General features: G+C 70.3%; 16 protein-coding genes. 6 read left to right on the top strand and 10 right to left on the bottom strand.

The features are described 5' to 3' along the window. Positions 1-6: 6 nt before the first annotated feature. Positions 7-651 (bottom strand): L-threonylcarbamoyladenylate synthase, encoded by a 645-nt coding sequence (locus AB0G04_RS03635; protein ID WP_360976264.1) that lies wholly within the window; start codon positions 649-651, stop codon positions 7-9. A gap of 24 nt (positions 652-675) precedes the next feature. Next, positions 676-1,503, bottom strand: a complete 828-nt coding sequence (gene prmC, locus AB0G04_RS03630) for a peptide chain release factor N(5)-glutamine methyltransferase (RefSeq protein WP_360976261.1) — start codon at positions 1,501-1,503, stop codon at positions 676-678. 129 nt (positions 1,504-1,632) lie between these two features. Here prmC and AB0G04_RS03625 point away from each other — a divergent pair, with 129 nt between their 5' ends. Next, on the top strand, positions 1,633-3,129 hold the full coding sequence (locus tag AB0G04_RS03625) for a GGDEF domain-containing protein (RefSeq protein WP_360975679.1): 1,497 nt from the start codon (positions 1,633-1,635) through the stop codon (positions 3,127-3,129). After that, positions 3,126-4,499, top strand: a complete 1,374-nt coding sequence (locus tag AB0G04_RS03620) for a PQQ-binding-like beta-propeller repeat protein (protein ID WP_360975676.1) — start codon at positions 3,126-3,128, stop codon at positions 4,497-4,499. Before AB0G04_RS03625 ends, AB0G04_RS03620 begins: the two co-directional genes overlap by 4 nt. Here AB0G04_RS03620 and prfA read toward each other — a convergent pair. After that, positions 4,483-5,580: a peptide chain release factor 1 gene (prfA, locus tag AB0G04_RS03615; protein WP_360975673.1), complete on the bottom strand. Its 1,098-nt coding sequence runs from the start codon at positions 5,578-5,580 to the stop codon at positions 4,483-4,485. The genes AB0G04_RS03620 and prfA overlap by 17 nt on opposite strands. An 83-nt stretch (positions 5,581-5,663) precedes the next feature. Next, a complete protein-coding gene (gene rpmE / locus AB0G04_RS03610; RefSeq protein WP_360975670.1) occupies positions 5,664-5,888 on the bottom strand; it encodes a 50S ribosomal protein L31 in 225 nt (74 codons plus the stop codon). A gap of 183 nt (positions 5,889-6,071) precedes the next feature. Between rpmE and AB0G04_RS03605 the strand changes: the two genes are divergently transcribed. Genes AB0G04_RS03605 through AB0G04_RS03595 form a run of 3 tightly spaced genes read left to right on the top strand, consistent with a single transcriptional unit; the run spans position 6,072 to position 8,656 of the window. Next, positions 6,072-7,127, top strand: coding sequence for an RNA ligase (locus AB0G04_RS03605; protein ID WP_360975667.1), 1,056 nt, complete (start codon positions 6,072-6,074; stop codon positions 7,125-7,127). Positions 7,128-7,140: 13 nt separating this feature from the next. Then, positions 7,141-8,037, top strand: a complete 897-nt coding sequence (locus tag AB0G04_RS03600; RefSeq protein ID WP_360975664.1) for an AAA family ATPase — start codon at positions 7,141-7,143, stop codon at positions 8,035-8,037. 1 nt (position 8,038) lies between these two features. Continuing rightward, positions 8,039-8,656, top strand: a complete 618-nt coding sequence (locus tag AB0G04_RS03595) for an RNA ligase family protein (RefSeq protein WP_360975661.1) — start codon at positions 8,039-8,041, stop codon at positions 8,654-8,656. Here the strand turns inward: AB0G04_RS03595 and AB0G04_RS03590 are convergent. The 5 genes from AB0G04_RS03590 to AB0G04_RS03570 form a co-directional block, all read right to left on the bottom strand. Further along, a complete protein-coding gene (locus AB0G04_RS03590) occupies positions 8,640-9,800 on the bottom strand; it encodes a nitric oxide synthase oxygenase (protein WP_360975658.1) in 1,161 nt (386 codons plus the stop codon). The two genes, AB0G04_RS03595 and AB0G04_RS03590, sit on opposite strands and share 17 nt — an antisense overlap. 130 nt (positions 9,801-9,930) lie before the next feature. Continuing rightward, entirely contained in the window at positions 9,931-12,075 is a 2,145-nt protein-coding gene (rho, locus tag AB0G04_RS03585; protein WP_360975655.1) for a transcription termination factor Rho, read from the bottom strand. Between the two features lie 296 nt (positions 12,076-12,371). Continuing rightward, entirely contained in the window at positions 12,372-13,316 is a 945-nt protein-coding gene (gene thrB / locus AB0G04_RS03580; protein ID WP_360975652.1) for a homoserine kinase, read from the bottom strand. Between the two features lie 20 nt (positions 13,317-13,336). Continuing rightward, a complete protein-coding gene (locus AB0G04_RS03575) occupies positions 13,337-14,593 on the bottom strand; it encodes an MFS transporter (protein WP_360975649.1) in 1,257 nt (418 codons plus the stop codon). 80 nt (positions 14,594-14,673) lie between these two features. Then, positions 14,674-17,940 (bottom strand): efflux RND transporter permease subunit, encoded by a 3,267-nt coding sequence (locus AB0G04_RS03570; protein ID WP_360975646.1) that lies wholly within the window; start codon positions 17,938-17,940, stop codon positions 14,674-14,676. Positions 17,941-18,198: 258 nt separating this feature from the next. Here AB0G04_RS03570 and AB0G04_RS03565 point away from each other — a divergent pair, with 258 nt between their 5' ends. After that, entirely contained in the window at positions 18,199-18,669 is a 471-nt protein-coding gene (locus AB0G04_RS03565) for a MarR family transcriptional regulator (RefSeq protein WP_360975643.1), read from the top strand. Positions 18,670-18,720: 51 nt separating this feature from the next. Here AB0G04_RS03565 and thrC read toward each other — a convergent pair whose 3' ends face one another. Continuing rightward, positions 18,721-19,770: a threonine synthase gene (thrC, locus tag AB0G04_RS03560; protein ID WP_360975640.1), complete on the bottom strand. Its 1,050-nt coding sequence runs from the start codon at positions 19,768-19,770 to the stop codon at positions 18,721-18,723. Between the last annotated feature and the right edge of the window lie 24 nt (positions 19,771-19,794).

The raw sequence follows: 19,794 nt of genomic DNA, 5'->3' as shown, positions 1-19,794 counted from the left end.
TCGGCTTCAGCCCTGCCCGTCGGCGATGTCCGGAACGACGTCACGAAGCTTCTCGAGCGGGATCGCGCCGGCCCTCAGGATCCGCGGCACGTCACCTGTGACATCGACGATCGTGCTCGGGGCGGGATCGGCGGCGGGGCCGGCCTCGAGATAGACGCGGACCGCGTATTCCAGCTGGTCGCGGGCATCCTCCGCGGTCAGCGGGGCGGGCGATCCGATCTTGTTGGCGGTCGTCACGGCCATCGGGCCGACCTCGCGCAGCACCTCGAGCGCGACCGGGTGCAACGGCATCCGCACGGCCACCGCACCGCCGGTGTCGCCGAGGTCCCACTGCAGGCTGGGCGAGTGCTCGACGATGATCGTCAGCGCTCCCGGCCAGAACGCGTCGGCCAGGTCACGTGCCGCCCGGGGCAGCGAGTAGACCAGCCCGTCGAGCGTGTGCCGGGAACCGACCAGGATCGGCGGCGGCACCCGGCGGTCCGAGCCGCGGGCGTGGTGCAGCTGGGTGATCGCGTGCGTGGCGAACGCGTCGGCACCCACCCCGTACACCGTGTCGGTGGGGAGCACCACGAGCTCGCCACTCTTGGCCGCCTCGACAGCCGCGGCGATGCCACGGTCCCGGTCCGTGACGGTGGCGCAGTCGTAGAGCATCACGAGATGCAGTGTGCCATGTGGCTATCCGGTCTCCCACCGGCGGCGGGCCGTCGCGTACCGGGGACGGCCGGTGAGGTCGTCGTGGGCGGTCACCTCGTCGAACCGCCCGTCGGCTCGCAGCAGCGCCGGAACCGCCTCACCGTGCATGTCGTCGTGCTCGATGCCGAGTGATCCACCCGGCCGGAGCAGCGCCGCGGCGAGCTGGATCACCGGCCGGATCACCTCGAGCCCGTCCCCGCCGCCGAAGACCGCCTCGGCCGGGTCGTGCCCGGAGACCTCCGGCGGGACGGCGGTGCCGTCCGGCACGTACGGCGGGTTGCAGAGCAGCACATCGACCGCACCGTGCAGTTCGGACAGCAGGCCCGGGTCGGTGACGTCCCCGGCGACCACCTCGACCACCGGGTACGCCGAGGCGTTGCGCCGCAGCCACGGCAGCGCCGCCGTGGACCGCTCCACGGCGATCACCCGGCCGGCCCGGGTCTCGTCGGCGATCGCGATCGCGATGGCGCCGCTGCCACTGCACAGGTCGACCACGACCGCACCGGGCCGGGTGCGTTCGGCACCCCAGCCGGCCAGCAGCTCGGTCTCCGGCCGCGGCACGAAGACGCCGTCACCGACGGCCAGCTCCACGTGCCGGAACGCGGCGGTGCCGAGCAGGTGCTGCAGCGGGATCCGCTCACGGCGCCGCGCGACCAGTTCCCGGAACCGGGCCAGTTCCTCCGCCCGGATCGAGTCGATCAGCAGGAGCCGTCCGCGGGAGACGCCGAGCACGTGCGCGACCAGAAGTTCCGCATCGACCCGCGGCGATTCGACCCCGGCTTCTGCCAGATCGGCGGTGGCCGATGCCAATTCCGGCGCCAGGCGCGCCCGATCCGTGTCCTCACGGGGGTGTTCGTGTCGCGGTGTCACGGCATAATCATGGGACGTCACGCGCCGGGGGTCGTCGGCGGGACGGGCCTAGGCCGTGGGAGGCGCCTGGTGAGTTGGTTGGACCAGCTCGCGGAACACGTGGAGGACCTGCGCCATGCGGGTCATCTGCAACAGGACGGGCAGTCCGCGCTCGCCCTCCCGATCCTGGACGGGGTGCTCGCCTCGGCAAGCGATCCGGCCACCCGGGCGTACGCGCTGGTCCAGCGTTTCGGCGCGCTGATCAACCTGGGCCGGGCCGGGGAGCTGGCGACCGCGATGGCGGCGGCCGCCGAGGCGGTCCGTGAGGTGCCCGATCCCTACCTGCGCGGCCAGATGCACGCGTTCGCGGCTCTCGGCGCGCACCTGCAGAGCAACCTGGACCGCGGTGTCACGCACCTGGTGCAGGCGGCCCGTGCGCTGGCCGCGGTGCCGTCCCGCGACGCGGAGACCGCCTGGGGCTGGCACGACCTCGCGATGGCCTACTCCTACCTGGGTTTCCACGGTCAGGCCCTGACCGCCGTCGAGCAGGCGCGGGAGATCGGCGCGGCGGCCGGGCTGGCACCCGAGGTGTTCGCGGCACCCGGCATCCGGCTGCGCAACGCGGTCGCCCTCGACCATCACGGCGACACCGACGGCTGCCTGCGGGTGCTGCGCGACATGGACGCCGAACTGTCCCGGTTCCTGGCCACCGACCGGTTGCGGCCGGGCAGCCGGACGGTCTACGGCTACGCCCTGGCCCGCCGCGCCGCGGTCGGCGAGCCCACCGGCACCGAGGCGACCCGCTGGCTGACCGGCGGCGGCGACAGCGCCCGTACCCGTGACCTGCGGCATCTCGGCTCGGTCTGTCTCTCGATCGCGGCCGGCCGTCCGCAGCAGGCCCTGGCCATGCTCGCGGCGGTGCCGGTCTCGGCCGAGGTGCTCGGTCCCGCCGAACCGGCCCGGCTGCGCAGCATGTGCCACGCCGCCGCCGGCGATCACGCCGCCGCGCACACCGCCGACCGGTACGCCTTCCGGCTCGCCGCGCTGCGCATCGACCAGCTCCGCGACGGATACCTGGACGGGGTGGCCGCGCGCCTGGACGCCCAGGAGACCCATCGCGATCCGGGCCGCTACGGCGACGAGACCCTCATCGATCCGCTCACCGGCCTGCCCAACCGCCGGCAGCTGGAGCGTTACGTCGACTCGCTGCTGTCCCGCGGTGGACGGGCCGCCGTCGGCCTCTGCGATGTGATCGGATTCACCACGGTCAACGTGCGGCACGGCCGGCACTGCGGCGACCTGGTGCTGCAGCGGATCGCCGGTGTGCTGCACCGGGTGATGCGGCGCGGCGACTTCGTCGCCCGGTTCGCCGGCGACGAGTTCGTGCTGGTCCTCCCCGGAGCCGGTCCGGACCAGGCGGCCGAGGTGTCGCGCCGGATCGGCGCGGCCGCGACCGCCGAGAACTGGCAGGCGCTGGTGCCGGGCACGGCGGTCGGCCTGGCCTCGGGCTGGTCGGAGGTGGGCACCAACGGGCGTGGGCTCAGTGCGGCACTGGCGGCGGCCGCCGCGAACCGGAAACCCACATGACCATGACCGTGATCGACCTCGGTGACGTCAGCGATCCGTCGGCCGGCCCGGAGGGCTGTCCCGGCGGCGGGCGGCGCCGGGAGGCCGATCGGATCCGGATCAGCCGGCTGATCCGGGCCGTGATCGCCGTCGTCGCGATGCTGGCGCTCGGCGGTTCCGGGCTGCCCGGCCGGCCGGTGCTCAACGAGGTGTGGTCGGTGCCGTTCTCCGAGATGGACACCATGACGGTCCTCGGGGATGCGGTCTTCCTGTTCCGGTCGCTGCCGTCCGGTCGGGCCGAGCTGACCGCGTACGACCTGGCGAGCGGCACGGTCCGCTGGACCCGGAGTACCGGGGGTGAGACACCCGCCTGGCTGACTCCCCTGAAGCGGACCGGCGTCCTGCTCGTTCCCGGCGACGAGCAGCTGATCGAACGCGTGATGCCGGACGGGAGCCTAGTCAACTACAGCTACGGCGGCACCCTGACGGCCGTGGACCCGGTCACCGGCAGGCAGTTGTGGAAACACGACGGGATGCAGGCCGCCGAGGAGGGTTCCGGCACCCTGCTCACCCTTGAACGGGACGACACGGGCCGGCTGACCACCCTGCGCCTCATCGGTTCACGGGACGGCTCGGTCGTCTGGGAACGCCCGCCGCCGACCGGCACCGAGAACGTGGTGGTGCAGTTCGACGGCGACACCCCGGCCCGTGTCGTCACCGTCACCGCACGCGGGGAGGTGAGCCTCCTGGCGTACGCGGACGGCACCACGCGTGCCACCGGGCGGCTGCCGTGGCAACCACCCTCGATGGCGAGCGGCGAGGGCAGCCAGATCACCACGGCGGGCGGCCTGCTCATGGTCCTCACCAACACCGAGACGAAGAGCGAGGTCGCCGCCTACGACCCGGCGGACCTGCACCGGCTCTGGTCCAGGACCCTGCCGCCCTGGGCGTACGCCGAGACCTGCGGCCCACTGATCTGTCTGGGCGCGGCCGGGAACTTCACCGCCGCGGTCGAACCGGCCACCGGCGAGCAGCGCTGGGACTTCCTGGGCAGTCCGTACCCCGGCCTGCGGCTGGGCGCGGACCGCCTGCTGATCACCAGCGGCGACTCGATCCCGAGCAACACCGTCGTCGATCTAGCCACCGGGCGCACCATCGGTTCCGCCGCTTCCGGCTTCCTGGCGTTCCAGGAGCCGGACGGCGGGTTGATCCTGCTTCGGGGTCTGTACCCGGAGCTGACCCGTAACGCGGTGACCCGGCTCGACCCGGCCACCGGCCGCACCCGGACGCTCGGCGCGATCAGCGCCTCGAGCCGGCGGTTCTGCGACGGTGGCGGTCGTCACATCATCTGCGGCTCGGCGGACCGGCTGGTGGTCACTGCCGTCGGTTGACGTCGTCCTCCGGGTCACCGGACAGCCGGGCCGCCCGGTCGGAGGCGGCCAGCGCGTCGAGCACCGCGTCCAGCTCGCCACCGAGCACCAGGTCCAGGTTGTACGCGGTGTAGCCGATGCGGTGGTCGGTGATCCGGTTCTGCGGGAAGTTGTACGTGCGGACCCGCTCGGAGCGGTCGACCGTACGCACCTGGGCCTTGCGGGCGTCGCCGGCCGCGGCGTCGGCCACCTCCTGTGCCTGGACCAGCAGCCGGGAACGCAGGATGCGCATCGCCGACTCCTTGTTCTGCAGCTGACTCTTCTCGTTCTGGCAGCTCACCACGGTGCCGGTGGGCAGGTGCGTGATCCGGACCGCGGAGTCGGTGGTGTTGACCGACTGACCACCCGGACCGGACGACCGGTAGACGTCGATCCGCAGGTCGCCGGGCTGGATGTCGATGTCGACCTCCTCGGCCTCGGGGAGCACGAGCACGCCAGCGGCCGAGGTGTGGATGCGGCCCTGCGACTCGGTGACCGGCACGCGCTGCACCCGGTGCACGCCGCCCTCCCACTTCATCCGGGACCAGACGCCGTGACCGCCCTCGGGCACGCCACGCGTCTTGACCGCGAACGAGATGTCCTTGATGCCGCCGAGGTCCGACTCCTGCGAGTCGATCACCTCGACCACCCAGCCACGGCGCTCGGCGTAGCGGGTGTACATGCGCAGCAGGTCACCGGCGAACAGCGCGGACTCCTGACCACCCTCGCCCGCCTTGATCTCGATGATCACGTCCTTGGCGTCACTGGCGTCGCGCGGGATGAGCATCTCGCCGAGCTTCTCCTCGAGCGCGGGCAGCACCGCCGCCACCGCCTCGACCTCGGAGGCGAACCCGGGGTCCTCGGCGGCCAGTTCCCTGGCGGCGGCCAGGTCGGCGCGTGCGGCCTCGAGCTCCTGATGGGCGGCGTAGAGCGGCGCCAGCTCGGCGAACCGGCGCCCGACCCGCCGGACCAGCGCCTGGTCGGAGTGGATCGAGGGGTCCTCCATCCGCTTCTCCAGATCCGCGTACTCGGCGAGAAGCGTGCTCAAACGGTCGTTGCTCATCGAATCTCTCCAAGTGTCAGAAGAAGCGGACCACACGCGAACGGCGCCCGCCCCGGAATCCGGGACGGGCGCCGTTGAAGCAGTTACTTCTTCTTCGCGGCAGTGACCTTGGCGTACTTCGCCTGGAACTTCGCAACCCGGCCCGCGGTGTCGAGGACGCGCTGCTTGCCGGTGTAGAACGGGTGGCAGGCGCTGCAGGTCTCGACGCGGATCTCGCCGCCCTTGGCGGTGCTACGGGTGGTGAAGCTGCTGCCGCAGGAGCAGATGACCTCGGTGGTCGCGTACTCCGGGTGAATGCCGCTCTTCATGTCTTCTCGGTCCCTCTCAGATGGTCGGGTCGCCGGGTCGCCATTCCCGTGACGGAAGACGTGAACCGGAACCCCTACTGGCCGATGTACCAGTCTGCCATGCCGCCCGTACCGGCCGGAAATCAGGAGGCGCAACTGGATTCATGCTGGATAACGTGAGCGTCCTCCCCGGCATTCCCGTCTATGAAAGGCACCGAAGTGACGCTCCTGCACGACGTCCTCGATCCGGTCGAACTGGCCTCTGCGGTCGGCAACGGGCTCGTCCGGTTGCAGCGTCACCCCAGCCTGCCATTCGTCATCTACAACTACACCGAGGCCTGCCAGTACAGCGGCGCCTGGTCGCCGGTGACGCTGGCGTGCCGTGGCCTGATCGTGGACGCGGACGGACGGATCGCCGCCCGGCCGATGAGCAAGTTCTTCAACCACTCGGAGAGCCACGCTCCGGTCCTCGATCCCGGCGCCACGGTCACGGTGACCGACAAGATGGACGGCAGCCTCGGTGTGATCTACCACGACGGCTCGGGCTACGCCGTCGCCACCCGCGGCTCGTTCGCCTCCGACCAGGCCCTGCACGCGACCGAGGTGCTCCGCACCCGGTACCCGGCCTTCGTCGCACCGGCGGGACTGACCGTGCTCGTGGAGATCATCTACCCGGGCAACCGGATCGTCGTGGATTACCAGGGCCTCGACGACCTCGTACTGCTCGGGGCGGTGGAGATCGCGACGGGCCGGGTCCTCGGTCCCGGCGCGGTGCCGGAGTGGCCGGGCCCGGTCGTCGAGTCGTTCACCTACTCGACGTTCGCCGAGGCGCTGGCCGCACCGCCCCGGGACGGCCGGGAGGGCATGGTCGTCCGGGTCGAGGAGACCGGTGAACTGGTCAAGATCAAGTACGCCGAGTACGTCCGGCTGCACCGGCTGGTGACGGGACTCACGCCGCGCTCGGTGTGGGACATCCTCGCCAACGGCGGCGACCTGGACGCGCTCACCGAACCGCTGCCGGACGAGTTCCACGTCTGGGTCCGCGGCATCGCCGACGAACTGACCAAGGCGGTCGCCGAACGGGCGGTCACGGTCGAGGACACGTACGAGAAGATCATCGCCGCGCTGCCCGAGGGCTGGGGACGTAAGGAGTTCGCGGCCGAGGCGCTGCGCAGCGAGTACCGGGCCGAGCTCTTCCTCCGGCTGGACGACAAGGATTACCGTCCCGGCCTGTGGCAGCGCGTGCGGCCGGCTGGTTAGAGAGCACAGGGAAATGACACGACTCCTCATCACCCGGGGCCTGCCGGCCTCAGGCAAGACGACGTTCGCCCGCAAGCTGCAGCCGGAGGTCGTCCGGGTCAACCGCGACGACCTGCGGCGCATGCTGCACGGCGGCCGGCTCTACACCCAGCGCGCCGAGGCCCAGGTCACCCAAGCGCAGCGGGCCGCCGTGGAGGCGCTGCTGCGGGCCCGCGGGAGCGTCATCGTCGACGACACGAACCTGCGTGCCAAGACGGTCCGCGAGTGGGCCGAGATGGCCGCGCGGTACAACGCGTCGTTCGAGGTGCACGACTTCACCGACGTGCCGGTGGACGAGTGCGTCCGGCGTGACGTCGACCGGCCCGAGGACGAGCGGGTCGGCGAGGACGGCATCCGGCGCATGCACGCCCGGTACCTGGCGGGGAAGAATCTGCCGCTGCCGATCCCGTTCGCCGACCCGGCCGGTCCCGGTGTGATCTACCAGCCGGATCCGGAACTCCCGGAGGCCGTCCTGGTGGACATCGACGGGACCGTCGCGCTGATGAGCGGGCGCAGCCCGTTCGAATGGGGCCGGGTCGGTGAGGACGAGCCGAACCCGGCGGTCATCGCCGCGGTCCGGGCGATGCACGCCGCCGGCCACGCCATCGTCTTCTGCTCCGGGCGCGACGCGGTGTGCCGCCCGGAGACGGAAGCCTGGCTGGAGCTGTTCGTCGGGGTGCCCTACGAAGCGTTGTTCATGCGGCCGGAAGGCGACAGCCGAAAGGACTCCATCGTCAAGCGCGAGATCTTCGACCGGGAGGTCAGGGATCGCTGGCGGATCGTCGGGGTGTTCGACGACCGTCAACAGGTGGTACGTATGTGGCGGCAGCTCGGCCTGACCGTCTTCCAGGTAGCGGAGGGAGATTTCTAGGGTGAAGTACCCGCGGACGTTCCACCTGCCCGACTCACCGGGAGCATCCGCCGACGACCGGATCCAGCACGACCTGTCGTGGCTGGACGGCGAGCTCGTGGTGACCGAGAAGATGGACGGCGGAAACCTCACCTTCACCCGCGACACCATGTACGCCCGCTCGCTCGACTCCGGCACCCAGCCGTGGGACCGGCCGGCGAAAGCACTGTGGGCCATGACGGCGTACCGCATCCCCGACAGCTGGCGCGTCTGCGGCGAGTCCATGTGGGCTCGCCGCAGCGTCGCGTACACGGATCTGCCCGGTGTCTTCCTGGTGTTCGGCATCTGGGACGAGACCAACACGCTGCTCGGCTGGGACGACACCGTGGACTGGGCCCGCCGGCTGGAGCTTCCGGTGGTCCCGGTCCTCTACCGCGGCGGGAGCCTCACCGAGGCGCGCACCGCCTGGGCCCGGCAGAGGAACACCGAGACCTCCGAGGGGTACGTGGTACGCGCGGCCGGGCGCATCCCGGCGGCCGAGTTCGACCGCAAGCTGCTCAAGTGGGTGCGACCGGATCACGTACGTACCGAGGCCTCCTGGCGCCATCGCGACGACTTCGCGCTCAACGAGTTCGCCTAGGACAGCCCCGGGCCCGCTCGGCCGCCTCGTCGTCGAGATAGAACGCGGGCCGCTGATCGAACTCGTCGTAATAGCGATGGAAGACCGGGGTGATGCCGCCGGAGATGGGCGGGACGATCCAGGTCCAGTCGGCGGGCACCCGCCGCCCGGCCTTCTCCTCGTTGCGTATGTGGGTGAGGAACCGCTGCGACTCGGTGTGGTGGTCGCTCATCTTGACGCCGGCCACCTCGAAACTGTGCAGGACGGCCCGGTTCAGTTCGACGAGCGCACGGTCGCGCCAGAGGGTGGACTCCCGGCTGGTGTCCAGGCCCATCCGGGCGGCGACGAGCGGCAACAGGTCGTAGCGATCGGTGTCGGCGAGGTTGCGGGCACCGATCTCGGAACCCAGGTACCAGCCGTTGAACGGGGCGAGCGGGTAGTGCACGCCGCCGATGGTCAGGCGCATCCCGGCGATCGCGGGGACGGCGTGCCAGCGCAGGCCGAGCTCGGCGAACCAGGCGTAGTCGGGATGGCTGAGCGGCACCTCCCGGATCGCGCGTTCCGGGAGCTCGTAGACGCGTACCCCCTCGCCGGGGGTCTCGATCACCAGGGGCAGCACGTCGAACGCCTCGCCCTTGCCCTGCCAGCCGAACCCGCGGACCGCCTCGGTGAGCCCGACCTGGCGTGGATCACCGATCGTGCCGCCGTCCTCGGTGCGGTAACCGGCGTACCGGATCAGCTGCTCGTTCCAGACCCGGGCGTACGGCTGGCCGGGCAGCGCCGGCGCGAAGACGCTGATCACCGGCCGGATCTGGCCGTCCCCCGCGGTGTGCAGGTGCTGCACCAGCAACGAGTAGATCTCGTCGGCGGTCCGGGCACGCCGCCGGTCCAGCACCATGAGACTGCGCCAGTAGAGGCGCCCGATGCAGCGGCTCGCGTTGCGCCAGGCCATCCTGGCGCCGTGGGTCAGCTCGTCGGTGGTGTGCACATAGGTGCCGGTCGCCGCGATCTGCGCCCGCACGATGGCCAGGCGAGGTTCGACCGGGCCGAGCCGGGGGTTCTCGGTGTAGCAGCGGCGCAGGAAATCCTCGGCCTCGCCGGGATCCACGGGCGAGCCGGGGTCCCAGGGCTCGACCGGATTGTCCCGGTAACCGGGCACGATCATCGGGCGCCTCCGGATGTCGAGGATGGGATACCGGAGGTTCGCATGACCCGGGATGGACCAAATCAGACTGGTTGTGCGACCAAAATGACGCGACCCACCCGATTGGGTGGGTCGCGTCATCTTTGCGTGGTTACTCGCCAGGTGTCGACTTGGCGATCTGCATCAGGAACTCGATGTTGGTCCGGGTCTGCTTGAGCCGGTCCATCAGGAGGTCCAGAGCCGCGCCGGACTCCAGCGAGCTGAGCACCTTGCGGAGCTTGTGGATGATCGCCAGCTCCTCCTTGCCCAGAAGGATCTCTTCCTTACGGGTGCTGGAGGCGGAGACGTCCACGGCCGGGAAGATGCGCTTGTCGGCGATCTTCCGGTCGAGCTTGAGCTCGGCGTTACCCGTGCCCTTGAACTCCTCGAAGATGACCGTGTCCATCATCGACCCGGTCTCGACCAGCGCGGTCGCGAGGATGGTGAGCGAGCCACCGTTCTCGATGTTGCGCGCGGCGCCGAGGAAGCGCTTCGGCGGGTAGAGCGCGGTCGAATCGATACCACCCGACATGATGCGGCCGGAGGCCGGAGCAGCCAGGTTGTACGACCGGCCGAGCCGGGTGACCGAGTCGAGCAGCACGACCACGTCGTGGCCCAGCTCGACCAGCCGCTTGGCCCGCTCGATGGCGAGCTCGGCGACCGTGGTGTGGTCCTGCGGCGGACGGTCGAACGTGGCCGCGATGACCTCGCCCTTGATCGACCGCTGCATGTCGGTGACCTCTTCAGGCCGCTCGTCGACCAGCACGACCATCAGGTGGCACTCGGGGTTGTTGTGGGTGATCGCGTTGGCGATCGCCTGCAACACCATCGTCTTACCGGCCTTCGGCGGGGAGACGATGAGCGCGCGCTGGCCCTTACCGATCGGCATCACCAGGTCGATGATGCGGGTGGTGAGGAGGTGCGGCTCGGTCTCCAGCCGCAGGCGCTCCTGCGGGTAGAGCGGCGTGAGCTTGTAGAACTCGGGACGACGGCGAGCCTCGTCCGGCTCCATCCCGTTGATGGTGTCCAGACGGACCAGCGGGTTGTACTTGTCCCGCCGCTGCCCGTCGCCGGCGGCGCCCTCACGCGGGGTGGAGCGCACCGCACCGGTGACCGCGTCACCGCGACGCAGGCCGTACTTCTTGACCTGCGACATCGACACGTAGACGTCGTTCGGCCCGGAGAGGTACCCGGTGGTACGGACGAACGCGTAGTTGTCCAGCACATCGAGGATGCCGGCGACCGGGACGAGGACCTCGTCCTCGGCCACGTGCGGCTCCCGGCCCTCGCGCTGGCCCCCGCGGTCCTCGCGCGGGTTGTCGTCACGGTCGCGGCCGCGGCGACGGTCCCGGAAGCGGCTACGCCGGCTCCGGCGGCCGCCATCGCCGTCGTTGTCGTCGTCGTCGTGACCCTGGTCGGCACGCGGGCCGCGGTCGTTGCCGCCGCGGTCGTCGCGCTGCTGACCGTCACGCGGCTGGCCGTCACGCCCCTGGTTGTCGCGCTGACCGTCACGCGGCTGGCCGTCACGCGCCTGGTTGTCGCGCTGACCGTCACGCGCCTGGTTGTCGCGCTGACTGTCACGTGCCTGGCCGTCACGTGCCTGGCCATCACGCGCCTGGTTGTCGCGCTGGCCATCACGCGCCTGGTTGTCGCGCTGACCGTCACGCGGCTGACCGTCACGCTGGTTGCGCTGGCGGTCGCGGTTGCGTTCGCCCCGCTCGGGGCGATCGCCCCGTTCCGGGCGCTCGGTGGCCTCGGCAGCGGGCGCGGGCGCCTCGGCCGGAGCCACGACGGGAGCGGGCGCGACCTCAGCGGTCTCGCGCGGCGCCGACTCACGGGGAGCCGACTCACGCGGGGCCGACTCACGGGAACCGCGCTCACGACGGCTCCGGGACGGTCGCTCGGCCGGAGCGGTCTCGGCCGGAGCGGATGCGGTCTGGGGAGCCTCGACCGGAGCGGTCTGGGCGGGAGCCGGGGCCACAGCCTCGGAGCCGTTGGTGCGCGGGCGCGGCGCGGTCTCGGCCGTGGCGGCGGGGGCACCGCCGCTCTGGCGCTCGGTGATCGCGGCGATCAGCTCGCCCTTGCGCATCCGGGCGGTGCCGGAGATGCCGAGGGAGGCGGCGAGGCTCTGCAACTCGGGCAGCAGCATCGCGGACAGTCCGGTGCCGCCCCGGCGACGCTTGGTAGCGGTCGCGGTGGTGCCTGCGCCGTCAGCGACGTCAGAAACACCCGACGTCACGTCGGTGGTGTCGCTCAATGGATTCCTTCCGTCGGAAAAAGCCCGAGTTCACCCGGAACTGCAGCCTTTGGGCCGGGTGCCCTCGGAACCCGCTTCGCAACAGCGGTGCGGGAGTTCATGCAGCACGGCAGCTCGACGGTATCCCTGCCCGGCGAGGCTCGACGGGTAGGTCTCGGCGAGTGCAGCGATCTATGGACTGCTGCCCGGCGTTTGCCTTGGTGAGAGTTGAGAAAGGCCAGAAGACCCAGAATCTCGGGGGTGCGCCGAACCGCAGAGATCGCTTGCTTCGCGGCTGTGCTAGGTCTTGAGCGTAGTCAACTCGTGCGACCTGCGGCAACAGGACCCCGCTCGGCGTGTTCCACCATACCCCCTTTCACAAGAGCACCGGCGTCATCCACGCCCAGCACTTCGCTGTGCCAGTGCGCGCCCGGCGTGAAATCGGCTGGGACCTCGGTCAACGCCAGCACGGTCGGACCGGCTCCGCTGACCACGGCGGCCACCCCCACCGAGCGGAGCGCCGCCACCAGAGAAGCCGTTCCCGGCATCCCCGGAGCGCGGTAACCCTGGTGCAACCGATCCTCGGTGGCCGGGAACAACAGGGACGGGTCACTCGTGAGGGCGTGCGTGAACAACGCCGCCCGTCCGGCGTTGAACGCCGCGTCCCGGTGCGGAACCTCGGACGGCAGCGCCGCTCGCGCCGACGCGGTGTACCCCAGTTCGGCGGGGATGAAAACCGTGGGGCGCACGCCGGCGGCCGGGGAAAGTCTGACCGCCCGCGCACCGTCCGGATCGGTCCATGCGACGGTGAACCCGCCCAGCAGGCACGGCGCGACATTGTCGGGATGCCCCTCGAGCCGGGCCGCGATCCTCAGCGCTGCGGCGTCGTCGATGAGCTCAAGTCCGTCTTTGATCAGACCACGTGCCAGCTGTACGCCACCCACGATCGCCGCCGACGAGCTGCCCATGCCACGGGCCTGCGGAATCCGGTTGACGCACTCGACGGCAAGGCCCGGCGGTCGCTCCCCGGCCTCGTCGAAGGTGGCAAGCATCGCGCGGACCACCAGATGGTCGGCTCCGGTCGGCAGGTCACCCGCGCCCTCACCACGCACCGTGACGGCAAAACCGTCGCCGGTGACCCGTGCCGACAGGTCGTCGTAGAGTGTCAGCGCCAGGCCGAGGGCGTCGAACCCGGGACCCAGATTGGCGCTGGTCGCCGGCGTGCTGACGAAGACCGGTTCGGTGACGAAGGTCAAGCCCATCGCCACATGCTAGGGCGTGATCATTTCGGCGGGAGCTCCCCGGTCCCGGCAATCCCGAATGTCGGCTCGGTGGAGGGCTTGAGCCGACGGGTGGCGAGCCGCCAGCCGATCGCGTAGGTGAGCGTGATCGTCCCGCAGGCCGCGATGATCCACTCCTGCTCGAAACGGTCGATGGCGGCACCCGCGACCAGCTGGCTCACCGCGATCGCGAGCGTCGCCAGCATCATGTCGGTGGCGAACACCCGGCCGCGGAGTTCGTCCGGGACCTCACCCTGCAGCGCGTAGTTGGACAGCACCCAGTTGCTGCCACCGGCGAAGTGCGCGACGAAGACCAGCGCCAGGACCAGCGGGAACCACGGCGCCACCGCGACACCGAGATACCCGAGGCCGTACAGGCCCATGGAGAGGGCCAGGCCGGGCAGCAGCCAGGACGGGCGGTTCAGCACCGGGCGCATCACCATCGGTCCGATCAGCGCGCCCGCGCCACGCAGCGCGAAGAGCAGGCCGGTCCCCATCGCGCCGGCCCCGTGCACGGCCGCGATCAGCGGGAACACGGTCAGCACCCCGTTACCGAGGCCGACCGCCGACTTCACGGTGACCAGCGCGCGCAGCCGGGGACGGCCGGCGATGTAGCGCAGTGACTCCAGCAGGGCGGGCAGGGCCCGGGCCGGCCTGCCGTCACCGCTGCGCGGCGCCTGCATCGGCCGGCGGATCAGCGCGGTGAGCAGACTTCCGGTCAGCAGGCAGACGGCGGTCACGGCGAAGCAGACGTACGGGCTGAAGACGCTGCTCACCACACCGCCGAGCGAGGCGCCCACCACCGTCATGGTCCCCCACGCCGACCCGGCGACGGTGTTGGCCGCGGCCAGGTCCGCACGGTCCACCAGGTTCGGCAGCGCGGCCGACGCGGCCGGCGAGTAGAAGGCCTTCGACACCGCGATGGCGCCGACCGCGACCAGCGCCAGCGGGGCGGTCGCCTCGGACCGGACCGCGAACAGCAGCAGCACCGAGACGAAAGCCGCGACGTTCGCGAAGATCAGGATCTTGCGGCGGTCCACCCGGTCGGCGACCGTGCCGGTCCACGGCAGCAGCAGCGCCAGGATGCCGGTGTCCACGGCCAGCACCATCGCGCCGAGCGTGCCGCTGCCGGTGAGCTCGGGGAGCAGCACGAGCAGCGGAATCATCACGAACCAGTCGGCGCCGAACACCACCAGCTCAGCAGCGAACAGGCGGCGGAAGTCACGGTTGCGGGTAAGGACCGAAAACGACGCTGGCACGTACCGACCTTAACGTTTGTGACGTCCCTGCAAACACTGATGCCCGGCCACCCGGGCCGGGCATCAGCGTCGATATGCGGTTACTCTGCCGGGTTGACCGGCTTGCGTGGCATCTTCAGCACCTCGAACTGGTCGGTCACCCCGCGCAGCGCGGATCGTCCGCCCTTGTCGGCCGACGCCTCGTGTGCCCCGCCGCTGGAGTCCGGCGCCACACCGGCCGCCACCAGGTCGTCGGCGGGCTCGTCGGCGGCGTGCTTCGGCTGCCCGGCCGCCTGGCCCTTGCGCAGCCGCTTGGCCTGCCGCTTGGCCCGGCTCCTCTCCTTACGGTTCTCCACCATGGTGTACAGCGTCGGCACCAGCACCAGGGTCAGCAGCGTCGAGCTGACCAGACCACCGATCACCACGACCGCCAGCGGCTGGGAGATGAAGCCGCCCTCGCCGGTGAGGCCCAGCGCCATCGGGATCAGCGCGAAGATCGTCGCGATGGCGGTCATCAGGATCGGGCGCAGCCGGTGCCGGCCGCCCTCGATCACGGCCTCCTTCACGCCGTACCCCTCGGCCCGGTAGTGGTTGATCAGGTCCATCAGCACGATCGCGTTCGTGACCACGATGCCGACCAGCATCAGCACACCGATCAGGGCCGGCACGCCGAGCGGGGTGCCGGTGATCAGCAGCAGGCCGATCGCGCCGGTCGCCGCGAACGGGATGGACACCAGCAGGATCACCGGCTGCAGCAGGCTGCGGAAGGTGGCGACCATGATGATGAAGACGATCGCGATGGCGGCCAGCACGGCGAGTCCGAGCTGCTGGAACGCCTCCGCCTGGTCGGCGCCGACACCCGCGACGGTGATCTCCGCGCCGGGCGGCGGGTCGATGGCGTCCAGCGCCTTGGCCAGGTCGGCGTTGACCGTCCGGAGGTCGGAGCCCACCACCACGCCGCTGACGGTGGCGGTGCGGTTCCCGTCGACCCGGGTGACCGCGGCCGGACCGCCCACCTCCTTGACGTCGGCGACCTGGTCCAGCGGGACGAACCCGCGCGGGGTGGTCAGCGGCAGGGCACGGAGCGCGGCCGGGTCGGCAGGCGCCTTGCCGAACGAGATGACCACGTCCTGGGTGTTGCCGTCGATGGTGATCTGACCAGCCGGGGCGCTGCGGAACAGGCCGGCCACGGTCTGACCGATCTGCGCCTCGCTGAGGCCGGTGGCCGCGGCGGCCTTGCGGTCCACCACCACGTCCAGGCGCGGGACGCTTGCCACCAGGGTGGTGTCCACGTCGGTGACGCCCTTGATCCCGGCCATCGCGGCACGCACCTGTTCGGTGGTGCTGGTGAGGACCGCGTTGTCGGAGGCGGAAACCTGCACAGCGAGCTGGCTGCCGCCCAGGCCGGAGCTCTCCTGACCGATCTTGATCTCACCGGCCCCGGTCAGCTGGGCGAACTGGTCGCGCAGGTCGTCGGAGAGCCCCTCGGCGTCCGCGTCCTCGTGCAGAGCGACGTTGTAGTTGGCGGTACCGGATCCACCACCCCCGGCGAACGGGTTGGCGGAGTTGCCGCCCACGGTGACCTGGTAGGTCTTGATCTCGGTGCGGGCGTCGAGCACGGCCTCGACCTTCTTGGCCGCCGCGTCGGTGGCCGCCAGGCTGGTGCCGGCCGGCAACTCCTGGCTGATGGTCAGGCTGTCCTGCCCGGACTCGTCCAGGAAGTTGGTCTCCAGACGGGTGGAGAGCAGGAACGTGCCGATCAGCACCACGATGCCGATCAGCACCGTGGTCCAGCGCTTGGTGGTGGCGAACCGGATGACCGGCAGATAACCACGCTGCAGCGGGCTGCGCAGCTCCTTCTCCTCGGCGGCCTTGCGGATCGCCGCGTTGTCGGCGCCCGCGGGCGGCGGCTTGAGGAACCAGTAGGCGAGCACCGGCACGATGGTCAGCGACACGAGAAGCGAGGCCAGCAGCGCGACCGTCACGGTGATAGCGAAGGACGAGAAGATCTGCCCGACCAGGCCACCGACCAGGGCGATCGGGGCGAACACCGCGACCGTGGTGAGCGTCGAGGCGACAACCGCGCCGGCCACCTCACGAACCGCGCCGAGAATGGCGTGGACCTTCTCCTCGCCGTACTCCAGATGTCTCTTGATGTTCTCCAGCACCACGATCGAGTCGTCGACCACCCGGCCGACCGCGATCGTCAGCGCGCCGAGGGTCAGCAGGTTGAGCGTGTAGTCGCCGATCCACAGCGCGATCAGTGCGACCAGCACGGAGAGCGGGATGGAGACCGCGGTGACCAGAGTCGAGCGGACACTGAGCAGGAAGACCAGAATGACCACGACCGCCATCAGCAGGCCCAGCAGGCCCTCGGTGGTCAGGCTCTCGATGGACTTCTCCACGTAGGGCGCCTGGTCGGTGATCACGGTGAGGGTGGCGCCGGAGTCCTTCTGCAGGTCGGCCAGGAGGTCCCGGACCTCGTGCGAGATGGAGACCGGGTTGCCGTCGGGCCGCGCCGTCACCGCGATGCCGAGGCTGTCGACCCCGTCGGTCCGCGTGTACGACTCGGCCGCCGGCAGCTTGCTCTCCACCGCGGCCACGTCACCGAGCCGCACCTGTCCACGCGATCCGGTGAGATAGATCTCCTTGAGCTGATCGACCGAGGTGATCGGGGTGCCCACCTGAACGGTCAGCGACCTGTCGCCCTGAACGACCGCACCGGCCGGGATGGAGACGCCGTTGGCCTGCAGCACCGTGGTGAGCGAGGCCGGACTGACCCCGGCCGCTCCCAGTTTCGCCAGGTCGGGCGTGATCACGACCTGGTTGGAGCGAGCCCCGGTGACCTGGACGTCGCGGACACCCTCGATCGCGTTGAGCTCCGGCACGACGGTGTCGTTCAGCCTGTTGAGCAGATCGGACTCGTCGGAACCGCCGGAGGCGGCCAGCACGATCGCCGGGATGTCGTCGGTACCACCGGCGAAGACGGTCGGGTCGACGTTCTCCGGCAGCTGCGCCTGGATCCGGTTCACCGAGGTGGTGACCTGGTTGACGGCGGACTCGATGTCCGTGCCGAACTCGAACATCACCACGACGCTCGACACGTTCTCGCGGGAGGTCGACGTGACGGTGTCGATACCGTCGATGCTCTTGACGGCGTCCTCGATCGGCTTGGTCACCTGCTCCTCGACCGCTTCCGGCGAGGCTCCGGGCAGCACCGCGTTCACGAACGCGGCCGGCAGCTCGATCGAGGGGAAGAGCTGCTGCTTGAGGGACGGGATCGCATAGAGCCCGAAGCCGCTGATCACCAGAGCGATCAGGGCGACGAGACCTCGGTTGGCAAGGCTGAGCCGTGTCAGAGCTGACATGGGCGCTCCCCCGAGATTGGTTCGGTCGATATTGATAGTTTGCATGACGCGAACAAATGGTTTTCCGCCGGGGTGCCGACGGGATTCGATCGCGACGGTGGAGCCGTCGCACCCTTTTCCTCCGCGAGGCGCGGCTGAAGATGGGTCGCGAGGGAACCCCACTGGTACCGTCCGTCACGAGGTGGACGCGAACCCGCCACCGGCACGTCACCGAAGGAGTGGGCGCTGAGCCAGGAAGAAAAGCTCATCGCGGACATCATGGGTGCGTCGATCCAGCTCGAGCACCTGTTCGCCGACGACCGCTCAGACCCGCTCTTCTCGTCGCATCTCACGATGTCGCAACTGAAGATCATGCTGCTGCTGTCCCGGCACGGCACGCTCGCCGGTGGCGAACTCGCCCGGATGCTCGGTGTCGGTGCCGCCGCGCTCAGCGGCATGATCGACCGCCTTGTCGTGCAGGACCTGGTCACACGCACGGAGGACGTGAACGATCGGCGCGTTCGCCGGATCGGACTCACGAGGGCGGGCACCGAAGTCATCGAGGGCATCATCACGGCAGGGGTGGCGAAGCAGCGCCAACTCCTCAGCCGGCTCTCAGCGGAGGAACTGACGATCGTGGCCCAGGCCATGGAATTACTGGTCCGCGAGGCCGGATGCCAGGCAGCCGAAGAGGCCGCAGCCAGTCTCTCAGACCATGCTGCGGCCGAAACCGGAACCGGGGAAAGCTAGCGCCGCCTTCGTGGTGGTGGCCACGCCGCGGCCGGCCCTGCGAAGCAGGCGTCAGGCCAGGTCGAGGGCCTTCGCCGCGATCAGTGCGTCGTTGGCGATGACGGTCGGGGACGGAGCGGTCGAGATTGCCCACTCCGGGTCCTTCAAGCCGTGCCCGGTCACCGTGCACACCACCCGCGAGCCGGCCGGGATCTTGCCGGCCGCCGCCTGCTGCAGCAGGCCCGCCACACTTGCGGCGCTGCCCAGTTCGACGAAGACACCGACCTCCCGGGCGAGCAGCCGGTACGCGTTCAGGATGTCCCGATCGGTGACCGACGAGATCAGGCCGCCCGACGCGTCCCGCGCGTCAAGCGCCTTGGTCCAGCTGGCCGGGTTCCCGATCCGGATCGCGGTGGCGATCGTCGACGGGTGCTCGACGACCTTGCCGTTCACGATCGGGGCCGCCCCGGAAGCCTGGAAGCCGTACATCTTCGGCAGCTTCGAGCTGTTCCCCGCTTCCCGGTCCTCCTGGTAGCCCATCCAGTAGGCGGAGATGTTGCCGGCGTTACCGACCGGCAGGCAGTGGATGTCCGGCGCGTCGCCGAGCGCCTCGACGATCTCGAAGGAGGCCGTCTTCTGCCCGTGCAGCCGGAAGATGTTCACCGAGTTGACCAGGGAGACCGGGTAGTCCTGGGACAGCTTCGAGGCGAGTGCCAGGCAGTCGTCGAAGTTGCCGTCGACCTGCAGCAGCCGGGCGCCGTGCACCAGGGCCTGGGCCAGCTTGCCGAGCGCGATCTTGCCCTGCGGCACGAGGACCGCGCAGGTGATGCCGGCCCGGGCGGCGTAGGCCGCGGCCGAGGCACTGGTGTTGCCGGTGGAGGCGCAGATGATCGCCTTCGCGCCGTCCTCGACCGCCTTGGACACGGCCATCGTCATGCCCCGGTCCTTGAAGGAGCCGGTCGGGTTGGCGCCCTCCACCTTGAGGTAGACGTCGGCACCCACCCGCGACGACAGCACCGGTGCCGGCACCAGCGGAGTGTTCCCCTCGTGCAACGAGACCACCGGAGTGGCGTCGGTGACGGGCAGCCGGTCCCGGTACGCCTCGATCAAGCCCCGCCACATGGCCGTACTCCCTCACTCGATTCC

Origin of the sequence: Actinoplanes sp. NPDC023801 (assembly GCF_040639655.1) — a bacterium.
GTDB lineage: Bacteria > Actinomycetota > Actinomycetes > Mycobacteriales > Micromonosporaceae > Actinoplanes.
The sequence above is the reverse complement of the archived record's forward strand: the minus strand, read 5'-3'. Positions and strand labels throughout refer to the sequence as shown.